The organism is Nocardia sp. NBC_01009, from assembly GCF_045208035.1.
Taxonomy (GTDB): Bacteria; Actinomycetota; Actinomycetes; order Mycobacteriales; family Mycobacteriaceae; genus Nocardia.
Genome location: NZ_CP108695.1, coordinates 3,294,870 through 3,320,739, shown reverse-complemented (window position 1 = coordinate 3,320,739; position 25,870 = coordinate 3,294,870). Strand labels below are relative to the sequence as shown.

Annotated in this window: 25 protein-coding genes; 11 read left to right on the top strand and 14 right to left on the bottom strand. The window is 66.2% G+C overall.

Annotated features, from left to right (window positions below):
• Positions 1–29 precede the first annotated feature (29 nt).
• Complete coding sequence (locus OHA42_RS14830; RefSeq protein ID WP_406237593.1) at positions 30–1,007, top strand: LysR family transcriptional regulator; 978 nt, start codon at positions 30–32, stop codon at positions 1,005–1,007.
• 61 nt (positions 1,008–1,068) lie between these two features.
• Positions 1,069–1,212 carry a hypothetical protein gene (locus OHA42_RS14825; protein ID WP_406237591.1) on the top strand — a complete coding sequence of 48 codons (144 nt, stop codon included), beginning with the start codon at positions 1,069–1,071 and terminating at the stop codon, positions 1,210–1,212.
• On the opposite strand, the gene OHA42_RS14820 is transcribed toward OHA42_RS14825, so the two are convergent.
• Entirely contained in the window at positions 1,195–2,055 is an 861-nt protein-coding gene (locus tag OHA42_RS14820) for a carboxylesterase family protein (RefSeq protein WP_406237589.1), read from the bottom strand. The two genes, OHA42_RS14825 and OHA42_RS14820, sit on opposite strands and share 18 nt — an antisense overlap.
• Positions 2,056–2,388: 333 nt before the next feature.
• On the opposite strand from OHA42_RS14820, the gene OHA42_RS14815 reads away from it, so the two are divergent.
• The 3 genes from OHA42_RS14815 to OHA42_RS14805 all read left to right on the top strand — a co-directional run bounded on the left by OHA42_RS14815 (position 2,389) and on the right by OHA42_RS14805 (position 5,787).
• A complete protein-coding gene (locus OHA42_RS14815) occupies positions 2,389–3,588 on the top strand; it encodes an NAD(P)/FAD-dependent oxidoreductase (RefSeq protein WP_406237587.1) in 1,200 nt (399 codons plus the stop codon).
• A gap of 288 nt (positions 3,589–3,876) precedes the next feature.
• Complete coding sequence (locus tag OHA42_RS14810; protein WP_406237585.1) at positions 3,877–4,773, top strand: RNA polymerase sigma-70 factor; 897 nt, start codon at positions 3,877–3,879, stop codon at positions 4,771–4,773.
• A 90-nt stretch (positions 4,774–4,863) separates the two neighbouring features.
• Positions 4,864–5,787, top strand: coding sequence for a glycoside hydrolase (locus OHA42_RS14805; RefSeq protein WP_406237584.1), 924 nt, complete (start codon positions 4,864–4,866; stop codon positions 5,785–5,787).
• Positions 5,788–6,334: 547 nt separating this feature from the next.
• Here the strand turns inward: OHA42_RS14805 and OHA42_RS14800 are convergent.
• Both OHA42_RS14800 and OHA42_RS14795 read right to left on the bottom strand, forming a co-directional pair.
• A complete protein-coding gene (locus OHA42_RS14800; protein WP_406237583.1) occupies positions 6,335–6,868 on the bottom strand; it encodes a DUF3145 domain-containing protein in 534 nt (177 codons plus the stop codon).
• Positions 6,869–6,990: 122 nt separating this feature from the next.
• Positions 6,991–7,821 (bottom strand): serine hydrolase domain-containing protein, encoded by an 831-nt coding sequence (locus tag OHA42_RS14795; RefSeq protein WP_406237581.1) that lies wholly within the window; start codon positions 7,819–7,821, stop codon positions 6,991–6,993.
• Between the two features lie 138 nt (positions 7,822–7,959).
• Here OHA42_RS14795 and OHA42_RS14790 point away from each other — a divergent pair, with 138 nt between their 5' ends.
• Both OHA42_RS14790 and OHA42_RS14785 read left to right on the top strand, forming a co-directional pair.
• Positions 7,960–9,153: a serine hydrolase domain-containing protein gene (locus OHA42_RS14790; RefSeq protein WP_406237580.1), complete on the top strand. Its 1,194-nt coding sequence runs from the start codon at positions 7,960–7,962 to the stop codon at positions 9,151–9,153.
• 51 nt (positions 9,154–9,204) lie between these two features.
• Positions 9,205–9,549 carry an iron chaperone gene (locus OHA42_RS14785; protein ID WP_406237579.1) on the top strand — a complete coding sequence of 115 codons (345 nt, stop codon included), beginning with the start codon at positions 9,205–9,207 and terminating at the stop codon, positions 9,547–9,549.
• A gap of 12 nt (positions 9,550–9,561) precedes the next feature.
• Here the strand turns inward: OHA42_RS14785 and OHA42_RS14780 are convergent, their stop codons facing one another.
• The 3 genes from OHA42_RS14780 to OHA42_RS14770 form a co-directional block, all read right to left on the bottom strand.
• Positions 9,562–10,692 carry an NDMA-dependent alcohol dehydrogenase gene (locus OHA42_RS14780; RefSeq protein WP_366527801.1) on the bottom strand — a complete coding sequence of 377 codons (1,131 nt, stop codon included), beginning with the start codon at positions 10,690–10,692 and terminating at the stop codon, positions 9,562–9,564.
• Between the two features lie 174 nt (positions 10,693–10,866).
• A complete protein-coding gene (locus OHA42_RS14775) occupies positions 10,867–11,451 on the bottom strand; it encodes a DinB family protein (RefSeq protein WP_406237578.1) in 585 nt (194 codons plus the stop codon).
• Positions 11,452–11,599: 148 nt separating this feature from the next.
• Entirely contained in the window at positions 11,600–12,664 is a 1,065-nt protein-coding gene (locus tag OHA42_RS14770) for a phosphotransferase family protein (RefSeq protein ID WP_406237577.1), read from the bottom strand.
• A gap of 80 nt (positions 12,665–12,744) precedes the next feature.
• Between OHA42_RS14770 and pabB the strand changes: the two genes are divergently transcribed.
• Complete coding sequence (gene pabB / locus OHA42_RS14765; RefSeq protein ID WP_406237576.1) at positions 12,745–14,943, top strand: aminodeoxychorismate synthase component I; 2,199 nt, start codon at positions 12,745–12,747, stop codon at positions 14,941–14,943.
• A 147-nt stretch (positions 14,944–15,090) separates the two neighbouring features.
• On the opposite strand, the gene OHA42_RS14760 is transcribed toward pabB, so the two are convergent.
• Positions 15,091–15,582, bottom strand: coding sequence for a hypothetical protein (locus OHA42_RS14760; protein ID WP_406237574.1), 492 nt, complete (start codon positions 15,580–15,582; stop codon positions 15,091–15,093).
• A 241-nt stretch (positions 15,583–15,823) separates the two neighbouring features.
• Here OHA42_RS14760 and OHA42_RS14755 point away from each other — a divergent pair, with 241 nt between their 5' ends.
• Complete coding sequence (locus OHA42_RS14755; protein ID WP_406237573.1) at positions 15,824–17,752, top strand: TerD family protein; 1,929 nt, start codon at positions 15,824–15,826, stop codon at positions 17,750–17,752.
• 52 nt (positions 17,753–17,804) lie between these two features.
• Here the strand turns inward: OHA42_RS14755 and OHA42_RS14750 are convergent, their stop codons facing one another.
• Together OHA42_RS14750 and OHA42_RS14745 are read right to left on the bottom strand one after the other, a co-directional pair.
• Entirely contained in the window at positions 17,805–18,524 is a 720-nt protein-coding gene (locus OHA42_RS14750; RefSeq protein ID WP_406237572.1) for a TetR/AcrR family transcriptional regulator, read from the bottom strand.
• 8 nt (positions 18,525–18,532) lie between these two features.
• A complete protein-coding gene (locus tag OHA42_RS14745) occupies positions 18,533–19,762 on the bottom strand; it encodes a cytochrome P450 (protein WP_406237570.1) in 1,230 nt (409 codons plus the stop codon).
• Between the two features lie 236 nt (positions 19,763–19,998).
• On the opposite strand from OHA42_RS14745, the gene OHA42_RS14740 reads away from it, so the two are divergent.
• Entirely contained in the window at positions 19,999–20,442 is a 444-nt protein-coding gene (locus tag OHA42_RS14740) for a group II truncated hemoglobin (RefSeq protein ID WP_406237569.1), read from the top strand.
• A 4-nt stretch (positions 20,443–20,446) separates the two neighbouring features.
• On the opposite strand, the gene OHA42_RS14735 is transcribed toward OHA42_RS14740, so the two are convergent.
• The 4 genes from OHA42_RS14735 to OHA42_RS14720 form a co-directional block, all read right to left on the bottom strand.
• Positions 20,447–21,289, bottom strand: coding sequence for a hypothetical protein (locus OHA42_RS14735; RefSeq protein ID WP_406237568.1), 843 nt, complete (start codon positions 21,287–21,289; stop codon positions 20,447–20,449).
• Between the two features lie 8 nt (positions 21,290–21,297).
• On the bottom strand, positions 21,298–22,725 hold the full coding sequence (locus OHA42_RS14730) for a DUF1254 domain-containing protein (protein WP_406237567.1): 1,428 nt from the start codon (positions 22,723–22,725) through the stop codon (positions 21,298–21,300).
• 87 nt (positions 22,726–22,812) lie between these two features.
• Positions 22,813–23,457, bottom strand: a complete 645-nt coding sequence (locus tag OHA42_RS14725; protein ID WP_406237566.1) for a TetR/AcrR family transcriptional regulator — start codon at positions 23,455–23,457, stop codon at positions 22,813–22,815.
• A gap of 132 nt (positions 23,458–23,589) precedes the next feature.
• Complete coding sequence (locus tag OHA42_RS14720) at positions 23,590–23,883, bottom strand: hypothetical protein (RefSeq protein ID WP_406237564.1); 294 nt, start codon at positions 23,881–23,883, stop codon at positions 23,590–23,592.
• Positions 23,884–24,164: 281 nt separating this feature from the next.
• On the opposite strand from OHA42_RS14720, the gene OHA42_RS14715 reads away from it, so the two are divergent.
• Entirely contained in the window at positions 24,165–24,440 is a 276-nt protein-coding gene (locus tag OHA42_RS14715) for a hypothetical protein (protein ID WP_328412847.1), read from the top strand.
• Between the two features lie 42 nt (positions 24,441–24,482).
• Here the strand turns inward: OHA42_RS14715 and OHA42_RS14710 are convergent, their stop codons facing one another.
• Positions 24,483–25,862 (bottom strand): vWA domain-containing protein, encoded by a 1,380-nt coding sequence (locus OHA42_RS14710; protein ID WP_406237563.1) that lies wholly within the window; start codon positions 25,860–25,862, stop codon positions 24,483–24,485.
• Positions 25,863–25,870 lie beyond the last annotated feature (8 nt).

The following is a 25,870-nucleotide window of genomic DNA, read 5'->3' as shown; positions in this document are numbered from 1 at the left end:
GGCCTGAGCACGAGCGAGACGGAGTAGCGGTGGAACGGTATGAGATCGAGGCCTTCCTGGCGCTGGCCGACGAGCTGCACTTCGGTAAGACCGCGCAGCGGCTACAGGTGTCGACCGGACGGGTCAGCCAGACGATCCAGGGGATAGAGCGCCGCGTCGGCGCTCCGCTGTTCGAACGCACCAGCCGCCGCGTGGCGCTGACCCCGGTCGGCAAGCAGTTCCTCGACGACCTGCGCCCCGGCCACGACCTGATCCAACTGGCAGTCGAGCGCGCGACCGCCGCGGGCCGGGGTGTAACCGGCGTACTCGAGGTCGGCTTTGTCGGCGCGGGGGCAAGCACCTTCGTGCTGGATGCCGCCGACAGGTTCACCGCCACCCACCCAGGCACCGACGTCCGAATCCGGGAACTGCCCCTCTTCGAGGGTTCGGCAGCCCTGCGCGCTGATCTGGTCGAGATGGTGCTCATGTTTCATCCCGTAGATGGGCCCGACCTCGGCATCGGCCCGGTACTGCGAAGCTTGCCTCGGCTGCTTGCCCTCCCGAACGGACACCCGTTGGCCGCGCGCGACTCTGTGTCTCTGAACGATTTGGCCGACATCACGCTGATCGGAGCGCCCGACTCGACGCCGTCGGTCGTGGCCGACGATCGAGTGCCGAAGCGGACACCCGATGGCAGATTGATCCGGTACGGCAAGACTGCCAACACCTTTCAGGAGGCGATCAGTCTGGTCGGGGGAGGCGAGGGCGCGTTCGTGGTGGGCGACGAGGGTTCCTGCTACCGCGCCCACCCGCGCATCACCTACCTGCCCATCGATGACGCACCGCCGCTGGAAGGCCGCCTCATCTGGCGCGAATCCCGGGAGAACGCCCGGATCCGAGCGTTCAACGAGGCGGCAGTGACGACGAGCAGAAGCGACTGCCGCGGACCACAATCGGCGCAAATGGCCAGCGCCTGCATCGCCGCCGCGGCCCGGCACCCGAAAGGCCAACTGCGCCAACGCCGGTAGACCTCAACGGCAACGGGGACACCTGACCACCCCAAGCCACCTCGATGACGTCCTATTACTGGTGGCCGAGGTCGCCGAGCCTGGACACCTCTGCAACTTCACCGTCCCGATGCCCGGAATCGAGGCTTGTTGGACGCCGGAGTGGTTCGTCGACCTCGACGGCCGCGTCGGCATCATCGTGTCGCTGTTACTCGGTATGAAGTAGGTCCAGGGTGTCGAACCGGTGTGTATGCCAGATGTGGCGCGAGCGTTCCTCGGGGTAGGGCTGGGTGATCGGCTCGGCGGTGTAGACACAGGTGGATCGTGTGTCCGGATCGTAGGGCGCCCAGCCGGGGTTGCCGGTGGTCGCGAAGTTCAGCCAGTCGGTGCGCATGTGGTGTGCGACGCCGATGACCTCGTCTGCGGCGTTCATGCCGGCGGACGGATGGCTGCGCACATCCTCAACGCTGAGCGTGCCCAGGACGAGCAGCAAGTCGAGGCTGTGCGAGGCACCCTGCTCTTGGTTGTAGCTCCAGCAGAGTTCGTAGGTCCAGGCCTGCCCACCCCCGGCGTGCTGGGCGTCCGCGAGATGCAGACTCGGCATCCGAAACAGCCAGTCGGAGTTGACGAGTTCATACAGCTGCGCGGGGGTGGCCTCGGGATAGACGGTGCGGTAACCCCCGCTGCTGTTCGAGGCCGGCGCGAGACCCACGAGTGTGGCGGAAACCTGCTCATCGGTCACCTCGCTGCCCAGCCGAGTATTGAACAGCCGGAATTCGTCTCGGGTGTGCCCCACGAGAAGATCGATGCCCCGCGCGGCGCCGCCGACGAGCGCACGCCAGGGCGCGTGCGGGAGGACGTCACCGTCGACGATGGGTGAGAACGGCGTGGGGGTCAGTGCCATGGGGCCCCATGATTCGACGAGTTCCGGCATCCTCTGGATGATTGCGTCCGTTGCGTTGATCAGCGCGCGCGGAGAGATACGGGCCAGCTCACCAACAGTGGCTCGCACACCGAGTTCGGCGGCGATCGTTGCCGAGATCGCGGCGGCGAGCCTTCTCCGGCACATCCAACGGGTGCATCAATCTTGGCTGCCGCGCTCGGGGTGTGCGTCGTTTTCCTTGATCACGGCCTCGACCAAAACCCTTGCGACCCAGGTGACGGCGTCTTGTTCGGCCTACGGGTCCAGGCCGCGCACGTCGTGCAAAGCGATTTGGGCCTCCCAGCCGACGAGGATGGTGAGGGTCGAGATCAAGCGCTGGTACGACTGTTCGTTCAGGTTCCGCAGCGGTTGACAGGCATGCCGAACCCACACCCGTGGAGTGACATGCCTCACGCACTGTCACAACGATCCAGCACGCGGTGTCTTGTGCCCGAACCCCTTGTAAACGAAGGAGACACCATGACCGAGAACATCGATGTGGTCGTGATCGGCGGAGGATACGCCGGCGTCATGGCGGCCAACCGCCTCACGCAGCGCGACGACGTGACGGTGACCCTGATCAACCCGCGCCCGAGTTTCGTCGAGCGAATCCGCCTGCACCAACTGGTGGGCGGGTCCAACGACGCGGTCGTCGACTACCGAAAAGTCCTGGCCGAGGGCATCCGACTGACGGTCGACACCGTGACACGGATCGACGCGGCCGAGCGCAGGGTGGAATTGGCGGGCGGCGGCACGGTCGACTACGACTACCTGATCTACGCAGTGGGCAGCGGCAGCGCCGACCCCAGCGTGCCCGGAGCGGCGGAGCTCGCCTACCCTATCGCCAGCCTGGAACAGGCGCAGCGGCTGCGGCGGGTCCTCGACGCCGCGCAAGCAACGGCCGCGGTGACGGTTGTCGGCGCGGGTCCGAGCGGTATCGAGACCGCTGCCGAGCTGGCGGAACAGGGCCGCGCGGTGACCCTGGTCTGCGGCGAGGTACTCGGACCGTACCTGCATCCTCGGGGTCGACGCTCGGTCGCCAAGCGGCTGACCGAACTCGGCGTGACCGTGCTCGAAGGCCCCGACGCAAAGGTGACCGGTGTGACTCGCGATACCGTAAAGCTCAGTGGCGGCCACACGCTGCGGAGCGCGGTAACCATCTGGACCGCCGGATTCGGGGTGCCGGACCTGGCCACCCGTAGTGGGCTGAGCACCGACACCGTGGGCCGCCTGCTCACCGACGAGACATTGACGAGCGTGGACGACGCGCGCATCATCGCAGCCGGGGATTCGGCGGCACCGTCGGACCTGCCGTTCCGGATGGGCTGCCAGTCCGCAGTTCAGCTGGGCCCGCAGGCCGCCGAGACCGTCCTCAGCCGAATCGCGAGTGAGCAGCCCGCGACCATCGACGTAGGGTTCGCCGGTCAATGCATCAGCCTCGGTCGCCGCGCCGGCATCTTCCAGTTCTCCAGCAAGGACGACACCGCCAAGAAGTCCTACCTCGGCGGCTGGCCGGGCGCGAAGCTCAAGGAGCTCGTTTGCTGGAGCACCGTCTGGCAACTGACGTACGAGGCGCGCAAGCCCGGTGCGCGCACCTGGTGGGCCAAGGACGACAAGCGCCGGCAGCAGCTGCAGGCCAAGCACGAGAAAGCACTGACCACCGCTGAACTGGCAGCCTGACCCAAGTATCTGTTGGCCGATCCGGTCGATGACGAACGGATCCATACCGCATGCGTGTGGCGGTGCCCCGATTGCAGGACACCGCCACCTGACATGCATTGATCGACAGACCGCCGAGCAGCGGACCCATCGTCCAATCGGCATGTCACAGCCGCACGCCGAGTGTCCACTCTCGATCGCACCAATCGGGCGGGTCGGATCGAATGGCTATCAACGAAAGGACCATGCTGTGGATGCATGCTTGAAAGCCTTCGGCCACCAGGACCGCCCGCGAAGGATGAGCGCGAGATGAGCGACCACACCACCGACCCGGCGACCGAGGCCTTCGTCGCCTACCGCAACCTGCTCTTCACCATCGCCTACGAGATGCTCGGATCGGCGGCCGACGCCGAAGACGTCCTCCAGGAAACCTGGCTGCGCTGGGTGAAGGTCGATCTGGGACAGGTGAGCGACCAGCGCGCCTACCTGGTCCGGATCACCACCCGCCAGTCGCTCAACCGGCTGCGCACCATGAACCGCCGCAAGGAGTCCTACGTCGGCCCGTGGCTGCCCGAGCCGATGCTCACTGCACCGGACGCGTCCCAGGAGGCAGAACTCGCCGAGAGCATGTCGATGGCGTTGATGCTCGTCCTGGAAACACTGTCACCGACCGAGCGCGCCGTCTTCGTACTGCGCGAGGTCTTCGACATCGGCTACGACGAGATCGCGGCCGCCGTCGACAAAACTCCGGCGGCCGTCCGCCAGATCGCGCATCGCGCCCGTCAGCACGTCGATGCCCGCCGCCCGCGCTCGGTGGTCTCCCCGAGCCAGACCCGGGCGGCTCTGGAGTCGTTCCAGCGCGCGCTCGAAACCGGGAACCCACAGAGCCTCCTCGACGTGCTCGCCCCCGAGGTCGTCCTGATGAGCGACGGCGGCGGCATCAAGCGAGCTGCGCTGCGGCCGGTCATCGGCGCCGAGAAGGTAGCCCGCTACATCATCGGCGGCACCGGCAAGTTCGGAGCCACGCTCGCCATCGACCCCACCGTCGTCAACGGCAACCCGGCACTGCTCGTACACCTGGACGGCGAGCTCGACGGCATCATGGCGATCCGCGTCGAGGACGCCCGCATCACCGGCCTCTACTACATCCGCAACCCGGAGAAGCTGACCCGCATCGAATCCGAGACCCCGCTCACCCTGCGATGAATATCGGTGGCGGAATAGCCCTCTGGGACAGGAATATCGCAAGCGGCGTGTCTGCGACCCCAGGACGATCCGGCCTGAATAATTCGGGCGATGACGTCGGGAAGGGTCTGTCGGAGGTCGGTGCTGACGCTGGCGGCCGGTCTGCCGTTGGCTGCGCTGTCGGTGGGGCGCGCCGCGGGAGGCGCGACTTCGGTGCGGTACACGATGTCCGCATTCACCAACAGCAGCGAAACCGATTTGTATGTCTACGAATCCACCGATGCGACCGCATTCCAATTGCTGCGCGGCTCGGCCTATCGGCCGCCGAGCGGAGTAATGCGTGACCCGAGCATCTTCCGGAATGTCGACGGCGACTACTACCTCGCCTACACCGCGTCGGGCGACGGTCAGATCATCGGATTCGCGCGGAGCAGCGATCGAGTCACCTGGACACACCTCTTCGACTTCACGGTCCCGATGCTCGGTGTGGAGGCATGCTGGGCACCCGAGTGGTTCGTCGATGTCGACGGCCGTATCAGCATCATCGTGTCGCTGACCAACGGGCGCCGTTTCACGCCGTATCTGATGACGGCCACCGATGCGTCGATGCGTTCGTGGAGTGTGCTGACACCGATGGCAGGGCTGGCACCACCCAACCCGTTCGACACCGCCGCAATCGGCTACATCGACACCACCGTGGTCGCACACGGCGGCAAGTACTTCGCGTTCACCAAGAACGAGACCACCAAGTACATCGAGCTCGCCGTCGCCCTCAATGCGGCCGGCCCGTATGTCTTTGTCGCGACGGGCAATTGGGCAGGCTGGGGCACCCCACGCGAAGGCCAGTCGCTCATCCAGCTGCCCGGTGGCGGCTGGCGTATCTATTTCGACGCCTACACCGAGGACAAATACTTCTACAGCGACAGCCACGATGGTTTCCGCACCTGGACCGCGCCCCGCGAACTCCCCGGCCTCTCCGGAACCATCCGCCACGTCACCGTCTTCCCGGAGAACCTGCCAGAATCCGAAACCTGAGCGACGGTTCAAAACCCCACCCGGCCACCAGAAGATCAGTTGTCTTCGCAAACACCTATTGAAGATAAGAGTGTGGACATAGACGAGCAGTCCGAGGTGCGCGGCTACTTGCCTCCGATATCGAGAATTCGCTGGGTTTTTCGGTACAGGTCGCTACCGGGGTAGGGGATCGATGGCAGACGTTCAGTGAGCGGACGGGTAGTCCGTTACCGAATTCTTTGGTGAGCATCGCGGTACCGGATGCGGGGACTACCGCAGCCTTGATCCCAGCGGACCGGATAGTGCGACTGCCGAAGGGTTTGCGATGGCGTTGACGCGAATTTCTGCAGGACGACATCCAAATCCACATCCGCGAGCCGTGGCCGAGGGATCCAGCCGTCAGTGGTCGGGCGCTGGAACCGACCGAGCAACGCTGGCAAAGCCTAAAGGACCCTGCGTATCTCGTGCCGTACGGCCGACTCGGCACGCCGCGGTCACGACTAGCGCTGTACTCGATCTGCGGGCGAGCGCTGAGGGCGGTGAGCGCTCAGGACAGAGAAAGCCCGATCTACCCCACATCCCGGCGGAGCCAGGTGACTTCGGCGCCGGATTCGATGCCGTGACGGTAAATCTCCAGGTCCTCGTCCCATGCGGTGCCCAGGGCTCGGTCGATTTCGGCGGCGAGGTCGTAGCCTGCGTATTTGCCGAGTTCGCGGGAGGCTTGCAGGAGGGCGCGCAGGCGCATCTCACCGAGGGTGACATCGCCGTTGGCGCTCGTGGAACCGTGCCAGAGGCCGAGGTTGGGCACGAAGCTGTAGCGCTCGCCGTCGACGCCGTCGCTGGGGTCTTCGGTGACCTCGAAGCGCAGCACCGGCCAGGACCGCAAGGATTGGGCTATCCGGGCCGCGGTGCCTACCGGCCCGACCCAGTCACTGGTTGCGCGCAATTGGCCGTCGGCGGGCTGCGCGGTCCAGCGCAGTTTCGCGGGAGCGGCCAGGGCCGAGGTGAGTGCCCACTCGATGTGTGGGCACAGCGCGGCAGGCGACGAGTGGATGTAGACCACACCCGCCGTCGCGTCCGCGAACTGACTCGATGCGCGCACCACTAACACCTCCAGTTTCGACGAGGGACGTCTTCCCCAACGACCCGTCGAATCCGGCGTTGCCTGAGTGTACTGGAGTGCCCGGAGTTACACGTGTTACTTCGGAAGCACGTTCCGTGGTGTTACTCAGGCGCCTCATTTCGTGCAAACGTCGACTCCGCTATCACCGCATCGGAGAAGACCGGCCAAACCTCCCGCGCCCAGTCGCCGAAATTCTCGTCGGTCAGCGCGATACTCGCCACCCCTATTTTGGGATCGACCCACATAAACGTGCCGGACTGTCCGAAATGGCCATAGGTACCAGGCGAATTACCGCGACCGGTCCAGTGCGGCGATTTGCCGTCACGGATCTCGAAACCGAGCCCCCAGTCGTTCGGCCGCTGCGAACCGTAACCGGGCAGCACACCGCCCAGCCCAGGAAATTGGACCGACGTCGCTTCGGCGTGCGTCTGCGCGGAGATCAACTGCGGATTCAGCAACTCCGCGGCGAAGCGCGTCAGGTCGGCGACAGTGGAGCGGCCCGCGTGTCCGGCGGGGCCGGTCAGCACCGAGGCGGTCATGCCGAGCGGTTCGAAGACCGCGTCGTGCAGATATTCGGGGAACCCGATCCCGGACTGCTCGGCGACGAACGCGGCAAGCACCTCGAAGCCGATACTCGAGTAGATCCGTCGAGTCCCCGGCGCGGCCAGCACATCGGTGGTATCGAAGGCGAAACCGGAGGTGTGCGCCAGCAGATGTCGCACCGTCGATCCCGGTGGGCCCGCGGGCTGGTCGAGCTCGATCGCGCCCTCCTCCGCCGCGACGAGCACCGCATAGGCGACCAACGGTTTGGTCACCGATGCGAGCGGAAACACTCGCTCGACATCGCCCTCGGTCGTCGCGCCCGCGCTGGTGACGACGCCTGCCCCCGCATGCCGAACCGGCCAGTCCCTGATCTGCTCGAGTGAACGCACCAGGCGAGCGTACGAGACACCCGACAGGCCGGGGTAAGCGGACACTTCCACCGATTCCGCGACGTCTCCGGTGACTCGGACGGGTCCGCGCCGACCGACACCCACAGACTCCGGTACCGCCGGTACCATCTACGAACCATGAGCGCACAGCCCACTATCCATGGCGAGGTGGAGTCCGGTTTCGAACCCGTCGCCGACGCATTTCGCCGCAACTTCTCCCAGCACGGCGAAATCGGCGCCGCGGTAGCCGTCTACGCGGGTGATCGCCCGGTCGTCGATCTGTGGGCGGGTCATCGCGATCGGCGCCGGACGCTGCCGTGGGAGCGGGACACTATCGTCCCGGTGTTCTCCTCGACAAAGGGCATGGCCGGATTCGTGATCGCCGCGTTGGTGTCGCGTGGCCTGCTCGATTACGAGGAACGGGTCGCGACGTACTGGCCGGAGTTCGCCGTCAACGGCAAGGACGCCGTCACCGTCCGGCAGCTGATCGACCACCAGGCGGGCCTGTCCGGTCTGGACACCGTGGTCCGCCTCCCCCAGCTCGCCGACCTCGACGGGCTGGCCACCATCCTCGCCACGCAGAAACCTGCATGGCGTCCCGGCACCCGGCACGGCTATCACGCCATCACCCTCGGCCTCTATCAAGGCGAACTGGTGCGCCGCGTTGATCCCGCACGTCGCTCGCTGGGTCGGTTCTTCGCCGAGGAGATCGCGAAACCGCTCGGACTCGACTTCTTCATCGGCCTGCCCGCCGAGCAGAGCATGGATCGCATCGCGACCCTCGCCGCCACCGAAGGCATGGACATCCTGCGCTACGAGCGCGACATCCCCATGCGGATCGGCGCCGAATTATTCGCCAAGCGCGGGTTTTCCTATGCGGCGCTGAACAATCCGCGGGTGGGCGCGCCGGCAAGGGCGGCTCGGCGCGAGTTCCTCGAGGTCGAGATGCCCGGCTCCAATGGTGTCGGTAATGCCAGGTCGCTGGCCATGGCGTACGGCGCTGCCGCGGGCCGCACCGGAGCACTGCCGATCGACAACGACGTGCTCGACCGCCTCGCCGCCGCGGACACGGCCGATGATGTGCCCGCCGAGGATCTGGTGCTGCACACCAAGAGTCGCTACCACCTCGGTTTCCGCAAGTCGCGCGGCTCGTTCAGCTTCGGCTCCGACAAGCGGGCCTACGGCACAACGGGCCTCGGCGGCTCGTTCGGATTCGCTGATCCGGCAACCAGTCTCGGCTTCGGCTACTCGATGAACCGCCTCGGTCTCGCGGTGCTCGACGATGTCCGCAGCCGCAATCTGCGCGCGGCGCTGCTGCGCTGCTACCCCTGACCACCTCGCCGGATCAATCCATCGCCAACCGTGCACCGAATCGAGGAGCTCGTGGCAACGAAACCTGCGAATATCGACGCCTACATCGCCTCGTTCCCAGCGGATGTGGCAACGGTCCTCGAGGAAATCCGGCGCACCATCGCCGGCGTGCTACCGGACGCGACAGAGGCAATCGCCTACGACATCCCGACCTTCAAGCTGAACCGTCATAACGTCGTTCATTTCGCGGGCTGGAAACAGCACGTCAGCCTGTACCCGATCCCGGACGGCGATGCTGCGTTCGAACGCGAGGTCGAGCCGTACCGGGCCGGCAGGGGTACGGTGAAATTCCCGCTCGGCAAGCCGATTCCGTACGACCTCGTCGCACGAATCGCTGCCATGCTCGCCGAGCGGTGACCGCCGCGACTGTTACCAGTCGGCCTCGGTGTACTTGATGATGCCGCGAATGTTCTTGCCGTCCAGCATGTCCTGGTAGCCCTGGTTGATCTCCTCCAGGGAGTAGCTGCGGGTCACCATGTCGTCCAGGTTGAGCTGGCCCGCCTTGTACAGCGACAGCAGGTGCGGTGCGTCCTGGCGGGCGTTGCCGCCACCGAAGATGCAGCCCTTCACCGTCTTCTGCAGCATGGACAGCAGGAAGGTGTTCATCTTGACATCGCCGGCGTCCATACGGCCCATCGAGGTGATCACCAGGGTGCCGGCCTTGGCCGTCAGGATCAGGCCCTCTTCGACGTAGTCGCCGTGCATTTCCCCCATGGTGAGGATGACCTTCTGCGCCATCCGGCCCTCGGTGGCCTCGATCAGCGGCATGATCGCGGCGGCCATGCTCTCGTAGGTGTGCGTGGCGCCGAACTTCTGCGCCTGCTCGCGCTTCCACGGGTTCGGGTCGATCGCAACGACTTTGGAGGCGCCGGAGAGCACCGCGCCCTGCAGGGCGCTCATGCCGACACCGCCGATGCCGGCAATCACCACGGTCTCGCCCGGCTTGACCTCGGCGACATGGGTGGAGGACCCGAAGCCGGTCGGCACGCCACAGCCGACGAGGCAGGCGACCTCGAACGGGATGGTCGGGTCGATCTTCACCACCGAGGTGTGGTGCACCGTCATGTACGGCGCGAAGGTGCCCAGCAGGCACATCGGGATGACATTCTCACCGCGCGCCTGGATTCGATAGGTGCCGTCGCTGATCGCCTGACCCATCAGCAGCCCGGCGCCCAGGTCGCACAGCGCCATATTGCCGCTCACGCACGCCGGACAGCGGCCGCAGGCCGGGATGAACGACAGGATCACGTGGTCGCCGACCTGCAGGTCGGCGGGACAGTTGGGCCCGAGCTTGGTGATCACGCCCGCGCCTTCGTGGCCGCCCATCACGGGATAGCCGGGCATCGGGGTCGCACCGGTCACGATGTGGTGGTCCGAGTGGCACATTCCGGCGGTTTCCATCCGGATCTGGACCTCACCGGCGACCGGGTCACCGACCTCGATCTCCTCCACCGACCACGGCTGGTCGATCCCCCACAGGATCGCGCCTTTCGTCTTCATTCGTGTAGACCTCTCGCATGCACGGGCTTCTATGTGACTGCACCCACACTACGAGAAAACTGGAACGCGTTCTAGTACCGGGTCGAAAATTCGTCGGTACGGATCAGCCGAACCCCCGAACCGGTTCCAATTCCCGCCGCCCCCAGACCTGCTCGCTTCAGATCCTGCCCGATTTCACCCGCGCACGTCGTGAACATGGTGAATCACGTCATGCACGAAATAACCCGCGAGAGTCTCCACGGTGAAGGTCGAGCCGTCGCTGCGCCGCACCTGGAATCCACGGTCGGCAGCAGGCACCGATTCGAGCGCGCGCGCCACCTTGTCGGCGGCTTCGGCCAGCTCGGCGGCCACGATGGCCGGGTCCTGCTCGCCATATCGGTCAACGATCGCCGTTTCGTCCTGGTCCCAGTTCGAGAACACCGGCACCCCGTCGGCAGCCTCCGCGGCATCGAGCCCCCGCGCATCGAAGGCGGGCACCCGGGGGTCGACCGCCTCGACACGGGCCGCGACTGCGGTCCGATAGGCGAAGATTCGGCACACGTCGCGCACATGGGCGGCGTACTCCAGCGTCGACCACGTTCCCTCGTCCGGGCGGGTGACCGCGTCCGGCAGCGCCAACCTCGCCGTCAACCGACGGGCATACTCCCGTGCCAGCCCGGGGACCGCCTCGTACGGCGTCGCGGCCGCGTCGAATCCGCATTCCGGACAGGACCGCTCGAGGACCCAGGTCCAGTTCTTCACGTCAGGCACGATTGGCATGCGGCCCACCCTATTGCTGGCTGAATATCATCAGCCACACATATACAGCCACATGTCCGCAAGATTCCGACAACCAAAGGCCCGGATCCGTCGAGCCGAGAGAATGGCAGCCCCGGATCACCGACAGCCGCCATCCGGCTCCGTCGGACTACTCCATCAAGCTTTGCGCACGCTCGAAGAGCTCGAGAGTGATGGCGTGCAGGAAGTCGCCGACCTGCTTGGGCGCCTTGCCCGCGAAAGCGCGGGCATGGGTGCCTTCCAGCACGATGCCGAGCTTGAAACAGGCCAGCACCGTGTACCACGGAACCACGCTGAGATCACGGTCGGAGAACTTGCCGTAGTGCGCGATCATCTCCTCCGGGGTCGGCAGCCCGCCGACCGCGCCGAGCTTGCCGACCAGCGCCGCACCCGCGGTGCCCGGCACCGGACGGGTCGCGATCTGCCAGCCGAGGTCCAGCAGCGGATCGCCGATGGTGGACATCTCCCAGTCCACCATCGCCGCCACCTCGGGGCCATCGAAGGAGAACATCATGTTCGCCAGGTGACAGTCGCCGTGCAGGATGCCGGGAGTCCACTGCGCGGGCCGATTGCGATCGAGCCACTCGCCGACCTGCCGCACACCCGGGATCTCCGGGCCGGGGTAACCCTCGTTGGACGAATAGGACTCGAGTTCACCGAGCCAGCGCGGCACCTGCCGTTCCAGGAAGCCGTCGGGCTTGCCGTAGTCGGCGAGTCCGAGCGCCTGGTAGTCGAGCGCCCCGAGCCGTGCGATGGCCTCCACCGCCGACAGACCCATCTGCCGCCGAATCTCCGGATCTCCCGCGTGCAACTCGGGCAGCTCGTTCTGCGGGTTGAATCCGGTGATCGGCTCCATCAGATAGAAGACCGCGCCGAGGACCGTTTCGTCGGGGCAGGCGGCGATCACTCGCGGCGCGCGCACATCGGCGCCGTCGAGCGCCCCCAGCAGCCTCGCCTCGCGCCGGATCACCTCATTGCTCTTGGCACGCAGATGCTTGGGGCCGCGGCGCAATACGTAGTCCCGGCCACCCCTGGTGAAGCGCAGCATGATGTTCTGCGTCCCGCCCCCGAGGGGAGTCACCCCCTCGAACTCACCACCAGGCAGACCCTGCTCACCCATCCACTTCCCGACCACGGTGAAGTCGACAACGTCACGATCCACGTCGACCGGCTGCGCAACAGACATGTCCGACATTGTGCCTCATCGGCTCGCTCCAACTGAAGGCAGTCGACAACAGTTTGCCGTTCCGGGCTGCGCGTAGGGTTCCAGACACCATGCACACGTTGTTGATCGACAATTACGACTCGTTCACCTATAACCTGTATCAGCTGATCAGCGAAGTGAACGGCGTAGAACCGACGGTGGTGCGCAACGACGAGGTCGACGATCTCACGCGGCTGGATCTCGCCCGTTTCGACAACATTGTCATCTCCCCGGGCCCCGGCCGACCCGACGTCGCCCGTGATGTCGGCATCTCGGCAGCAGTGATCCGCGAGACGGAGCTGCCCTTGCTCGGGGTGTGCCTCGGGCACCAAGGGATCGTGGTCGCGGCCGGCGGCGTGGTCGCGGGCGCACCCGTGGCCCGGCACGGCTATCTCGACCACATCGAACACGACGGCAGCGATCTGTTCGCCGGACTCCCCCTCGGCTTCACCGCCGTGCGCTACCACTCGCTGTGCGCCCAACGTCCGCTTCCCGACAGCCTGGAAATCACGGCGGTCGCCGCCGACGGGGTGATCATGGGCGTCCGTCACCGCAGTAGACCGCAGTGGGGCGTGCAGTTCCATCCCGAATCGATAGCCAGCGAGCACGGCGCGGCGCTACTGCGCAACTTCGCCGAACTCACCATGGCCCAGCCGGTGGCACCGCATGTGCACCGGTTCGTGGCAGGCAGATCGGGGACCGGGCGGCCCTCGACCATCGGACAGTCCGGATCCATCACCAGGGTGCGCGAGCAACACGCTTCCGGCGCAATGGGATTCGTCCGAGCAGCCGAGCGGTTCACGCCCGCGATCGAGCGAGGAACCCGGCTCGGCTACGGCGAACCCGTACACCCCCGGCAGATCGAACACAGCGTCATCGAACGAGCCATCGATTCCGAGGCCGCTTTCCTCCGGCTGTATGCCGACTCGCCGACCGCATTCTGGCTCGACAGCGAGCACGTCGAACCCGGCCTGGACCGGTTCTCCTTCCTCGGCGATGCGGGCGGCCCGCTGGCCGAGGTAGTTCGCTATCGGGTCGGCGAGGGCGCGGTCACCGTCGAGTCCTCCGATGGGGGCCGACACCGCGTCCCCGGCACGATCCTCGATTATCTCGCCGCCGAGACCCGCCGAAGATTTGTCGAACTGCCCGATCTGCCTTTCGATTTCGCAGGCGGCTATGTCGGGTACCTCGGTTACGAAGTGAAGGCCGAGTGCGGAGCCGAGGCGGCACACCGTGCGCCGACGCCGGACGCGCAGTGGATCTTCGCCGATCGGATCGTCGTCGTCGACCATGTGGGTGGGCGCACTCATTTGCTCGCGCTCACCGATCCCGCGCCGGAGGCGCTGCGCGCGAGCGCGGACTGGCTGCGTGATACCCGTGAGATCCTGGAATCACTGCCCACCTGGGCGAATCCACCGACGCTCGAGGCGTTCTCCGACACCGCCGCCGTGGCGCCGCTGTTCACCAGGGGCCGCGATCGCTACCTGGCCGACATCGCCGTCTGCCAGGACCGGTTGCACGCAGGCGAGTCCTACGAAATCTGCCTCACCGACACCGCAACCTTCGCCGCCGCCGAGTCCGACGGCCTCGACTTCTACCGCCGCCTGCGCCGCTGCAATCCCGCGCCCTATGCCGCATACCTGCGCTTCGACGACCTCGAAATCGCGTGCTCCTCACCGGAACGCTTCCTCAAGGTCGATCGGGCACGCACCGTGGAGAGCAAACCGATCAAAGGCACCGCGCCCCGAGGCGGCAGTCCCGCCGAGGACGAGCGGCTACGCCGCGAGCTGGCCGACAGCCCGAAGACCCGCGCCGAGAACCTGATGATCGTCGACCTGCTGCGCAACGACCTCGGACGGGTGTGCCAGATCGGCAGCGTGCACGTCCCGAAGCTGATGGCCACCGAGACGTATTCGACCATGCACCAACTGGTCTCGACCGTCCGCGGCACGCTGCGCCCGAACATCGATGCCGTCGACTGCTTGCGCGCGTGTTTCCCCGGCGGCTCGATGACCGGCGCTCCCAAGAAGCGCACCATGGAAATCATCGACGAACTGGAAACCGAAGCGCGCGGCGTCTACTCGGGCACCATCGGCTTCCTCGGTCTGGCAGGCACCGCCGACCTCAATATCGTCATTCGCACCGCCGTCCGCCACAACGGTCTGTGGCGCATCGGCGCGGGCGGCGCCATCGTCCTCGACTCCGACCCCGAGGACGAGTACCACGAAACGCTCCTGAAGGCGGCCGCCACCTACCGGGCCGCGCGATAGGCAGCATCGGCTTCCGGCTTCGAATCCGCGCCGTGTCATAACAGCCGCTTTTCGGGTTCCGGATCGGTTGCGGGCAACTACTGCGGGCGTGAACGTCGACGGTTGACGCATGTTCACGGCCCTGCTGTCGCTTTCCGGCCGGCCGGGTTACTTCTTTCGGCCGCGCGACCGTGGTGGTTCGGGCTCGACCGGCGGCTCCGGAACCCGACCGGCGAATCGGCCGAGGATCGAGACGCCCGGTAACCGGGACAGGGCGGTGAAGAGGTCTTCGCCGAGCCCGATCATCGCCTCGAGCCTCGGCAGCAGTCGGTCGTAGGCCGCGAATGCCGGATCCGCGAGTGCCAGGGTGCGGTCGAGACGGTCGATGGTGGAGTTGAGGCGGTCGACCGCGGTCGAGAGATTCTCGATCAGGTCGGGCAATTGAGCCGCCAACTGTGCCGACGCCGGTGGCAGCCGCACTGCGGCGTCGAATGCCTGCCCTGCCGTCAGCTGAGCCGCGTCCAGCGCCGCGCCTGCCGCCGACTGGGCCGCGGCCGCCGCGGACTGAGCGGCGGCCAGGATGTCGCCCGCACTCGGCACACGCGGACCCGACGCTTTCGGAGGCGTCGTTCTACGGCCTTGCCCTTTTGGGGTGCTCATGACACCACTGTGCCGTACCCGACAGCCGATCGACCGGAAGCCGTACCGGTCAGTCCGTGACCGGTACCGGACAAGGCCGTCGCGGTGTGCTCGGGTACTGCCGCGCTCCACCGAATGAATCCATGTGGATCGGACGGCGCATGCCCGACCTGCTTTCGCTGACTCCGCTGCGCCTCGCACCGCCGAGCATCGACCTCGCGGAATTCGGCGTGTCGGACCCGCGTGGCATAGTTCCAGCACGATGGAACTCAGCAAAGGCGCCAACGCACCGGTACCGACATCCCTTCTTGCCGTGGTTGTTTCATGGCGGTCGGACCATGTCGTCGATGCGCATGCGCTGTTGCTGAGCGACTCGGGCTCGGTACGGACCGATCGCGATCTCGTGTTCTTCAATGCGCCACGGCATGTCTCGCAGGCGGTGACACTCGACCAGGAACCCGCGCCGGGCACGGCCCGGCTGAGCGTCTCGCTGCCGCGCACCGAAACCGACGTGCAGCGAATCGTCATCGCGGGCTCGGTCGACGAAGGCACCTTCGGCGACATCATCGGTTTGACGCTCACCGTCCACGCCGCCGACGGCCCGGTGACGCAGTTCGAGGTCACCGACACCGACTCGGTGGCCGCGATGATGTTCGGCGAGTTCTACCGCAGGGATGGTCAGTGGCGGTTCCGCGCCATCGGACAGGGGTGGTCGAGTGGGTTGGCGGGGCTCGTCACCGAATTCGGTGTCAGCGTCGACGATCCGGCCGAGCGGACCCCGGCGCGCCCGCAAGCCGCCCGGTCCGCGAACCCGTTCGGCAGGACACACCCTCCGACGACACCCCGACTGGTCGGCGACGCCGGCGGGAACCGGTCGGCGGCAACCGCTCCCCGATCGGTGGCCCCGCTCGACCGGGCTCGCGCGGCGGAGCGTGAGTCCCGATCCATCGAACACGCGCAGGGTGCCCGGATGCCCGCGCACGCCGACTCGTTCAATGACGCCGGACTACCCCCAAGTGCCGGCCGGTCGAGCGACCCGTCGGACGGAAGTCGAGCGGCGGCGCCATCCCGTCCGGTCGACCTCGAGCGCCACCGCGGATCGGTCGAACAAGCGCCACCGCCGCCCCCGAATCCACAACGTGCCGACTGGCATTCGGACCCGGAAGACTCCGCCCGGACGCGCTGGTGGGACGGGAACGAATGGACCGGGGCCACCTACCCGCGCAGGCAACTGGGTCCGCGCGACTGCGCTCGGTGCGCCAATCCGCTGCGCCGCAAGCTATTCGGCGGTCTCGCGCCGTGCCAGGTCTGTTCGGTCGAGATCGAGGAATTCCTCACCCACTGGCACACGCAGGCCTGGCGGGTGCTCACGACGTCGGGGCCACGCGGTGACGACTGGGCCGCATTGTGGGCGTCGCTGCGATATCAGCGCATCGACGAGAGCGCGGGTCGCGAAGCCCTGCGCGATGCCGCACTCAGCTATGTGGAGCGACTGGTCACCTTTGCCTTCACCGACGGCGAGGTGGAGCTCGCCGAGTTCGAGGCGTTCGAGCATGCCATCGCGGAGCTGGCGCTGAGCGGGCCACTGATCGAAGACCTGCACAGGCGAATGCATCGCGGCCGCACGCTGTCTCGACTGCGGGCGGGCGATCTGCCGATGATCCGAACTCCGGGACTGCACCTCGATCCGGAGGAGAAAGTGCACCTCGATCTGCCCGCGGTCCATGTCCGGCAGTTGGCACGTGGCCCGAAACTCACCGACGGCCGGCTGATCGGCAGCAATAAGAAGCTCCGCTTCGTCGGGGCCGACACCGGCATCGAACTGCCGTGGGCGCGAGTCGTTTCCGTGCGCCGGGAACAGAACACGGTTGTGCTCGCCGCCACCTCGGCACGCGGCGGCGCGACCTTCGAAGTCGCCGACCCCGACTATGTCGCCGCGGCTTTGGAAGGCGCGCTGCGGGTGGCCAAAAGACTGATCCTGACCCCGGGCCAACGTGACACCCGCAGCATCCCGCAGGAGGTCAAAGCCGAAGTGTGGCAACGTGACGGCGGGAAATGCGTCGAATGCGGCGACGGCCACTACCTCGAGTTCGACCACATCATCCCGCTCAGCCGCGGCGGCGCGACGAGCGCGTCGAACCTCCAAATCCTGTGCCGCGCCTGCAATCGCACCAAGGGCGCCCGCATCTGACCGCCGCAGGCACACACCCCTCTACCGAGGACCGCACTCGCCCGACGATTGCCTAGTCGGCGATCAATCCGGCGGTCCGCCCCAGTTCCGCCAGCATCGTGTCGAAAAGGATCTCGGGGTTGGACAGCGGAATCGGGTAATTGCCGAAGACTTCGAGGGTTACGTGGCCGTAGAGGCGGGCCCAGATCTGAATCATCAGATAGGTCACCCCGAGGTCCAGCTTTTCGGCAGGGAACTTCTGGCCTGCTTCCGACATCGCGGCGAGCAGCTCGGTCTGAAAGCCGACGAGATCCTCGCGCAGGTCCGCGGGAATCACATCGGTCGGCGGCGTCACGACGTCGTAGGTCGCGAGCAGGCGGCCCGCGGCGGCCAGAAATATACGGCCGAACGGTTCGTCGAAGCGCCGCATCACGCCCGAGCGGCCCGCGCCGGGCGAGGCGAACACCAGGGTGAACTCCCTGGTGTGCGCCAGCGCCCAGCGCCGGAAACCCTTGCAGATGGCGAAGAACTGCACCGCGCCGTCATCGGGCAGGGTGTCGATCTCGGCCGACAGCTCGGCCGCGAGATCCGCGCAGAACTCCAGGCGCAGGCTCTCCAGCAGATCGTCGAGCGACCGGTAGTAGCGGTACAGCGCAGGGGCGGTGATCCCGAGTTCGCGGGCGATGGCCCGCAACGTGACCGCCTCCGGCCCCTGCTCGACCAGCAGCGCACGGGCCACCCGCCGGATGTCTCCGTCGGAGACCACCGGCGCGCGGCCGCGCGGTTTACTCATACTGAGATTCAAGCGTATTCGACTTCCCAGCGCTTGATGCCGTTGAGCCAGCCCGAGCGCAGCCGCACCGGGTCGGACACCTGGCGCAGGTTCGGCATGACGTCGGCGATGGCGTTGAACATCAGGTCGATCTCCAACCGGGCCAGATTCGCACCGACGCAGTAGTGGGTGCCGGTGCCACCGAAGCCGACGTGCGGGTTCGGGTTGCGCAGCACGTCGAAGGTGAACGGGTCCTCGAAACCCTCCTCGTCGAAATTGGCCGAGCCGTAGAACAATCCGACCCGCTGCCCCTTCTTGATCTCCTGGCCGCCGATCTCGGTGTCCTGCGTCGCGGTACGTTGGAAGGCGGTCACGGGGGTGGCCCAGCGCACGATCTCGTCGGGCGCGGTCCGCGGCCGCTGCTGCTTGTAGAGCTCCCACTGGTCCGGATTGTCGACGAATGCCTTCATGCCGTGGGTGATCGAGTTGCGGGTGGTCTCGTTCCCCGCCACCGAAAGCAGGATGACGAAGAACGCGAACTCGTCGGAGCCCAGGTTCTCGCCGTTGATATCGGCACTGATCAGCTGGGTGACAATGTCGTCGGCCGGGCATTTACGCCGCTCTTCGGCCATGTTCCAGGCGTAGCCCATCACTTCGGCGGTGGCGGTGTGATGGTTGCCGTCGAACTCCGGATCGTCGTAAGAGATCATCTGGTTGGTCCAGTCGAAAAGCTTCTTGCGGTCGTCCTGTGGGACGCCGATGAGCTCGGCGATGGCCTGTAACGGCAGCTCGCACGCAATCTGCTCGACGAAGTCACCGCGGCCGGACTTCTTGGCGTCGTGCACGATCTTGGCCGCCCGCTCGGTGAGTGCAGCGCGCAGGCTCTCGACCGCGCGTGGGGTGAAGCCTTTGGAGATGATGCGGCGGATCTTGGTGTGCTGCGGCGGATCGAGGTTCAGCATCAGCATGTTGCCGAGCATGTCGATCTGCTCGCGCGTGGTCTCCTCGTTGAACCGGATGATCGCCGTGTTCTCATGCGAAGAGAACACCTCCGGATTCTTCGAGACCTCCTTGATGTGGTCGAGCTTGGACACCACCCAGTAGCCGCCGTCGTCGAAGCCGCTGGCCCGGTCGGACTGGGCGCACCACCACACCGGGGCGGTGCGGCGCAGCTCGGCGAATTCCTGGATAGGCAGACGGTTGGCGAGCAGGTCGGGGTCGGTGAAGTCGAATCCTGCGGGAATCGAGGGGGTGGTCACGGCTATCTCCTACCGGTCTGGGCTGCAGACCTCACAACGTTGTGTGGAACACGTTCCATAGGAGATAGAACCACAGCACACCCCCTTGTGAACAGTGTTTACTAAAACCTGTTTACTTTTCTTTGAGTGCGCTCAGGAAACCCTGACAGTTCGCGCGAAACGGTGCACGGTGACCGCGACCAAGGCTGTAATGGGGGTGACAGATTCGCCCGATGCTCCTTTCGGAGGCTCTCACCATGACCAGCCTGTACGAGCACGCCGGCGGCGACGAGGCACTGCACCGCGTCGAAGCGGCGTTCTACGAGAAAGTTCTCGCCGATCCGGTGTTGAAAACCCAGTTCACCGAACGGCTCCCCGGCCATGTCGACCACCTCACCTGGTTCACCGCCGAATCCTTCGGTGGCCCAGCCCGTTTCACCGAGCAACTGGGATTCGACTACATCATCGCCGTGCACCGCGGCCTAGCCATCACCGACGAGCAGCGCCAGCGGTTCGCCGAACTGTATATCGAGGCGTTCGAGGAGGCAGGCCTGCTCGACAACGAGGCCTTCCGGGCCGCCGTGCGCTCGCACGCCGAGTTCGGTGCGCAAGTGGCACAACAGAACTCACACGCCGAGACCGACGAGCAACTGCACCCGATCCGGGCGGTGCCCCGATGGACCTGGGAGGGCGACGATTGAACCGTTAGCCCCGCGGGATCCGCCCGGCTATCAGATCGATCATCATCTGTGCCAGCGCACCGGTGACATCGGCGGTCTGTTCGTCCGGGGTGCCGTGGGTGTGGGCGGCCACGGCGAAACCCTGCCCGAACGAGGCCGAAGCCACCTCCTGCGGCCCGGAATCAGACCAGCCCCACTTGGTTCCGATGACACCGGGCAACCTGCCGGTGCCCCAATCCTGGGCGGTGCCGTCGGAGGCTGTGGCGTCGGCCGCCGCCATCCAGCCGAAGATCGGCGACTCGGGGTCGGTGCGCTGCTTGATGTGCAGGAAGGTGGCCACGTCCGCAGTGCTGGTGTACGACATGCCCCAATTGGCGCCCGCCTTGGTCGCGGTGAGCCGGTATTCCGCGGCGACGGCGTCGATCGCCTGCGGATACTTGGCTGCCAGCAGCTCGGCCGCGCCGTCGTCGGAATCACGGATCATGCGCTCGGCGAGCGTCCGATCCGGCGGCGAGCCGTCGCCGTGTCGCAGCGCGTAGTCGACGATGTAGAGCTTGACCATCGACAGCCCGGTGCGGATCTCGTGCTCGTTGGCCGTGCCCCACTCGATACCGGGAATTATCGACCGGAACGAGATCGCGGTGCGCGACGGGACCGCACCGGGGTCGGTGGTGTCCAGCGCGCGGCTGAGCACCGCGGCCGCGACATCAACCCAGTCGGCCACGGTCGAGCTCGCGGATGCACCGGACGCATCGCCAACGGGGGTGCGCGGCGGCGCACCGGGGAAATCGGCGGCAGCACCGGGTGCCGCGAGCGCAAGAAGCGCCCCCGTAGTGAGGACCGAGAAGACAACAGCCCGGCAGCCCATCGCCACCCCTACGGCGCCACGTTGAGCACGGGCGGCTTCCACTGTCCATCGAGCGCAATAGGTTTCGGCACGTACAGACGCATCGTCAGCGAGAACTGGCCCGCCTCCGGTATCGGCAGCCAATTCCCGGTGGGCACCCGAGCGCCGGGGTCGCGGTGCTGGATCGCGAGATCCACTGAGCCGTCGGCATTGTAGGCAACTGGCACCTGGTGGCCGATCGCGTAGATATTCGCCGGGTTGGGTACCAGGAAGCCGTCGGCACCATAGGCGGTCAGCGACCAGAATGCCTCGACCGGCGGCAGCTGGCCCGGCGGGAAATGCAGCCGGAAGTTCGCGGGCACGCCGTTGAGGTCGGCGCTGCCGAAGAGGGTCGGATAGATCGCATCCTCGGGCAGGTTGGCGCCCAAGCCGTGCCATGCGACGTTGGCGCGCAACATGTAGTTGGTGCCGTAGGTGCCGATATCGCGGTCGAATACCCACCCGTTCTGGTTCACCGCGCTCGGGTCGGCGCTTGCGGGGATCACTTGCTTCGCTCGGTCCGCGGCGACGGTCAGATCCTCGGCGGAAATACCGGTGACGCTGCCACCCGGCCGGATCCCGATGGCCGCGAAGCGGTTCATCGCGAGCTGATCTTCGGCCCGCGGCGGATTCACCGCCATCACCGCGCACAACCGTTTGAAGAAAGTGCTCGCGTCCATCTCGACAACCTGTTTCGGCGGATTCGCCGATTCCCGCGTCGGCATCGTGGCAGACGGGGGCGCGGCTTTGCCCTCGATCCAGTCGGCGAGCCGAACGAGCTTCAGTTGCTGCTGGATGGCCTGCACGACGGGGAAGTCGTCGCTGCCGTTGACCTGTATCCGGCTGACCAACCACACCATCGGTGTCGGCACGGACAACTGCGTCACACCCTCGGGCAGGCTCCCCGCCCACTGCGGTCCAGTAATGGCATAGGTGTAGGGCGGCGCGGCCGCATCCGGCTTCACCTGCGGTCGAACGCTACTCGGGTTGTGCACGGTATTGGTCCAGGCATCCATCAGCTGCATCAGCCAGAATCGGCCGGGCTCGACAGCAGGCACTTGCAGCACCATGGGCTCGGTGGATACATCGAGCCATGCGGCGGAGTACAGCGTGTCCAGATTCGATCGAACAACATCGTGCTGCTCGGACGTCGGCAGCCCGGCGGCGTGCTGGAAGGTGTTCACCGGAGTGATCTTTTCGGCCGCGACCCTGGTCACGTCCATCAGCACCAGGGGGTAGCCGAAGATATAGGCGTCCGTAGCGATCGTCTTCGGCTCGTCCGGCATCAGAGTCACGGTGGTCGAGGAGCTCTTCTCCGACGTACTGCAGGCCGCGAGGGTGGCACTCGCCATGGTCACAGCGGCCACGCCGAACATGGTCCGGCGCGAGAGCTGCGCGAGTGAACGCTCGTCGCCCATGGTCTTTCTCCCTACTCCCCGATCGAGCCGGACACTTTCGAGAGATCCAGGCGGAAGTATAGCCACATATTTGCCAGACCTGCGGTTTTAGCGCACGCCGTCCGGGATACGGGCCATCAGCGCGAGCAGCATGGTCGTCAGAACGTCGACCAGATCGGCAATCGGCGGACGTGGATCGTCCAGGCTCCATTGATGCACGGTGGCATTGACCGCGCCGATGAAGGCGGTGGTCGCCATCCGCAGGCCACCGGAGGGCAGCTCCGCCACCGCGGCGGCACCCGCCAGCTCGGCCAGCACCTGTCCCCATTCCTGGCGCACCAGCAGCCGATGCGCTTCGACTTCGGCGCCGACCCCCACGATCTCCACGAAAGCCAGCTTCGCCCGCCGAGTATCGGTCGCCATGGCGGACACATACGCGGTCACCGCCGCGACGATGATCGCGGACAGATCTGCCGATCCCACCGACGCGACCGCGGTGCGCACCGCCGCGCGCGCGTCCTGCTGGATGTCGTCGTACACGGCGACCAGCAGTTCCTCGTGGCTCGCATACTCCTCGTAGAACTGCCTGCGCGACAGTCCCGCAACAGCACAGATATCGGTGACCGAGCTCTTCGCGTAGGTCCTTTCGGCGAAGACCGACAACGCCGCCTCCGCGAATCGCGCGCGGCGCTGCGCTCGACGCTGCGCCACCGGCAGGCCGCCGTAGCTGCGATTCGACTCCACCACGCTCATCACCAACAACCCTAACGGCGCTGTCGGGCGCAGTCCGCCGACAACCGTGCCGGGCTGCGCGAAGGCGAGGAAGCCGCCTGACCGGAGCGTGCCACTGCCGAGCCGCCTGCAGTTGCTGACCGGATGCCCGGCTCAGGCGCCGATGACGGCGTTCATGATGGTGCCCGCGCTGGTGGCGACAACACCGCCGATCATGGCTCCGGCCACCATCTTCGGTGATTCCAGGCCGCCGCCTGACCATTTCTCCCAGGCGAAGTGGCCACCGGCGTAAATGATGCTGAGGACCCCGGACAGGGTGGCGAACCAGGTGATGTACCGCACCAGCTGCATGATCTTGTCCGAGAGGGGCGGCGCTTCGGCGGTCGGGTTACCGACCTGCGCCAGTGTGGTGAAAGCGTCTGCAACCGACATCAGGATCGTGCTCACGGTCTGCTCTTCCGGTCGACAGTTGTTCGGACACCGGCGAATTCGTCTCGCTCCAGGACCAGCCCCTGCAGTGGCAGCATCACCCCCATCGGCGGGATCACCGGCTCGCGGCGGCCACCGTTCGACCACACGCGCTACCCATCATCCCATCGGCACCGACTATCGCAAGGTGTCGCGCGTTGCACTGTTGCCTCGACGTGCCTGCGCCACTTCGGATTAACCGATACCATCCCTGTGAGCGAAATCCATCCTGTCCCACATCCAGAATGAGCAGCACCACGATGATCCTGGCCGCCGTTTACGACACCTGGGCACAGATCGGCAATCCGACCCCAGAAGCCCCGCCCATCTCGGACAAGTTCCTCCAACTGGTCCGCTACCTGACCTGGTTCGTACTCTTGGCCGGTGTCTGCGCCATCATCTACGCGGGCGGTCGTTTCGCCTGGGAGAAGTGGTCCGGCGGCGGCCTGGAATCACCGAAGATGGTGGCCGGAGCCATGATCGGCGGTGTTGTCGCCACCAGCGCGGGCACCATCATGAACGCGGTCATCGGCTGACGCACGGCCGCGCCGCCATCGGGTAGTGGCTGCGCAGGCGAATCAATGCAGGATTCCCGCGGTTTTCGCCGCGCGGATCCAGTCCGGGAATTCGCCGAGCAGCCGCCCGTACAACTGGGCGTCGTCGACCTGGTCGATGTCATCGAGGGCGAAAAAGCCTGCATTGTCGACAAGCCGGTTGGCCATCTCGTCGAGCGAACGCAGCAGACCGTAGTTGGCCTTGCCGAGGCCGATGAACTGCCAAAAGGCAGGCAGGCGTGAGGCTTCCCGCATGAGTGCGGCGATCTCGCGTTTCTTGGCGAAGCCGCCGTCGGTGAAGAACAGCACCAGCGTCGGTGGATCTCCGGGTCGCAGCGACGCGATGATGTCGCGCATGATCGGCAACTCGTCGTTGCGGCCGCCCATCGCGTCGTAGCTGATTCCGGCGTGCGTGCCGGACAGATGCAGGAACGTCTGCGCCCACTGCTCGCTGTGCTCGACCGTGATGTCGGGCAGCTTCGCGAATGACAACGCAGAGAGATACGCCTCCAGCGTCCCGTCGTGATCGAGCTGTGTGGCCACCGGAATCATCCGCTGCACCACCCGGTGCACCACTTGTTGCCGATACTGCCGAATCATGCTGCCGGTCTTGTCGATGACCAACACCACGCGCGCGCGAACCCCGAAGGCGTTCTTGGTGATCAACACCTTCGCCACTTCTCGTTTGCGCATGTCCAGCCGGCCGCGCTTCTCGAACGACAGCTTCTCCTCACCGGGCACGGTGCGCACATCGAGGGCGTTCGGCGCCGCAGTCCCTGGCTGGGTCGCGGGTGCGGACACGATCGCCCCGGCGCCATTGCCCGCTCTGCTGGAGGCCGCAGCACATGTCGCATCAGGCGCGGACTGCACCTCGAGCGCCGGCAGTCCCACCCCCGCCGGGGGCGGTTCGTCGTCCACGCTAACGCCGTGGTCGACGACCAAAGCCGCAAATCCGCCTGCGTAGCCCTGCCCGACGGCCCGAACCTTCCATTCGGCATTGCGTCGGTACAACTCGAGTGCGATGACCACCGACTCGGTGCCGAGACCATCGATCACGTACTCGTACAACACGTTTCCGGCATCGTCACCGACGACAGCAACCGGCGGCGCACCCTGCCCGAAAGTAGCCGTCGGATCGTCCAGGGTGATCACCGCACGGATCTGCGCGATGTCCGCAGGCACATCGGCGAAGGAAACCGCCAGCAACGCAGGCATTCCCGGCCGTAACTCGACACCGGGCGCGCTCGGCTGATTGAAGAACACGAAGTCGGCGTCGGAGCGGACCCGGCCGGACTCGGTCACCAGCAGCCCCGAAACGTCCGCCACCATGGCGAGCCGAACCGACACCACGGCCGTCGCCACTGCGAGCGACCCGTTCTGCCCCTTGACGAGCGCCGTGCCCACCGATTCTC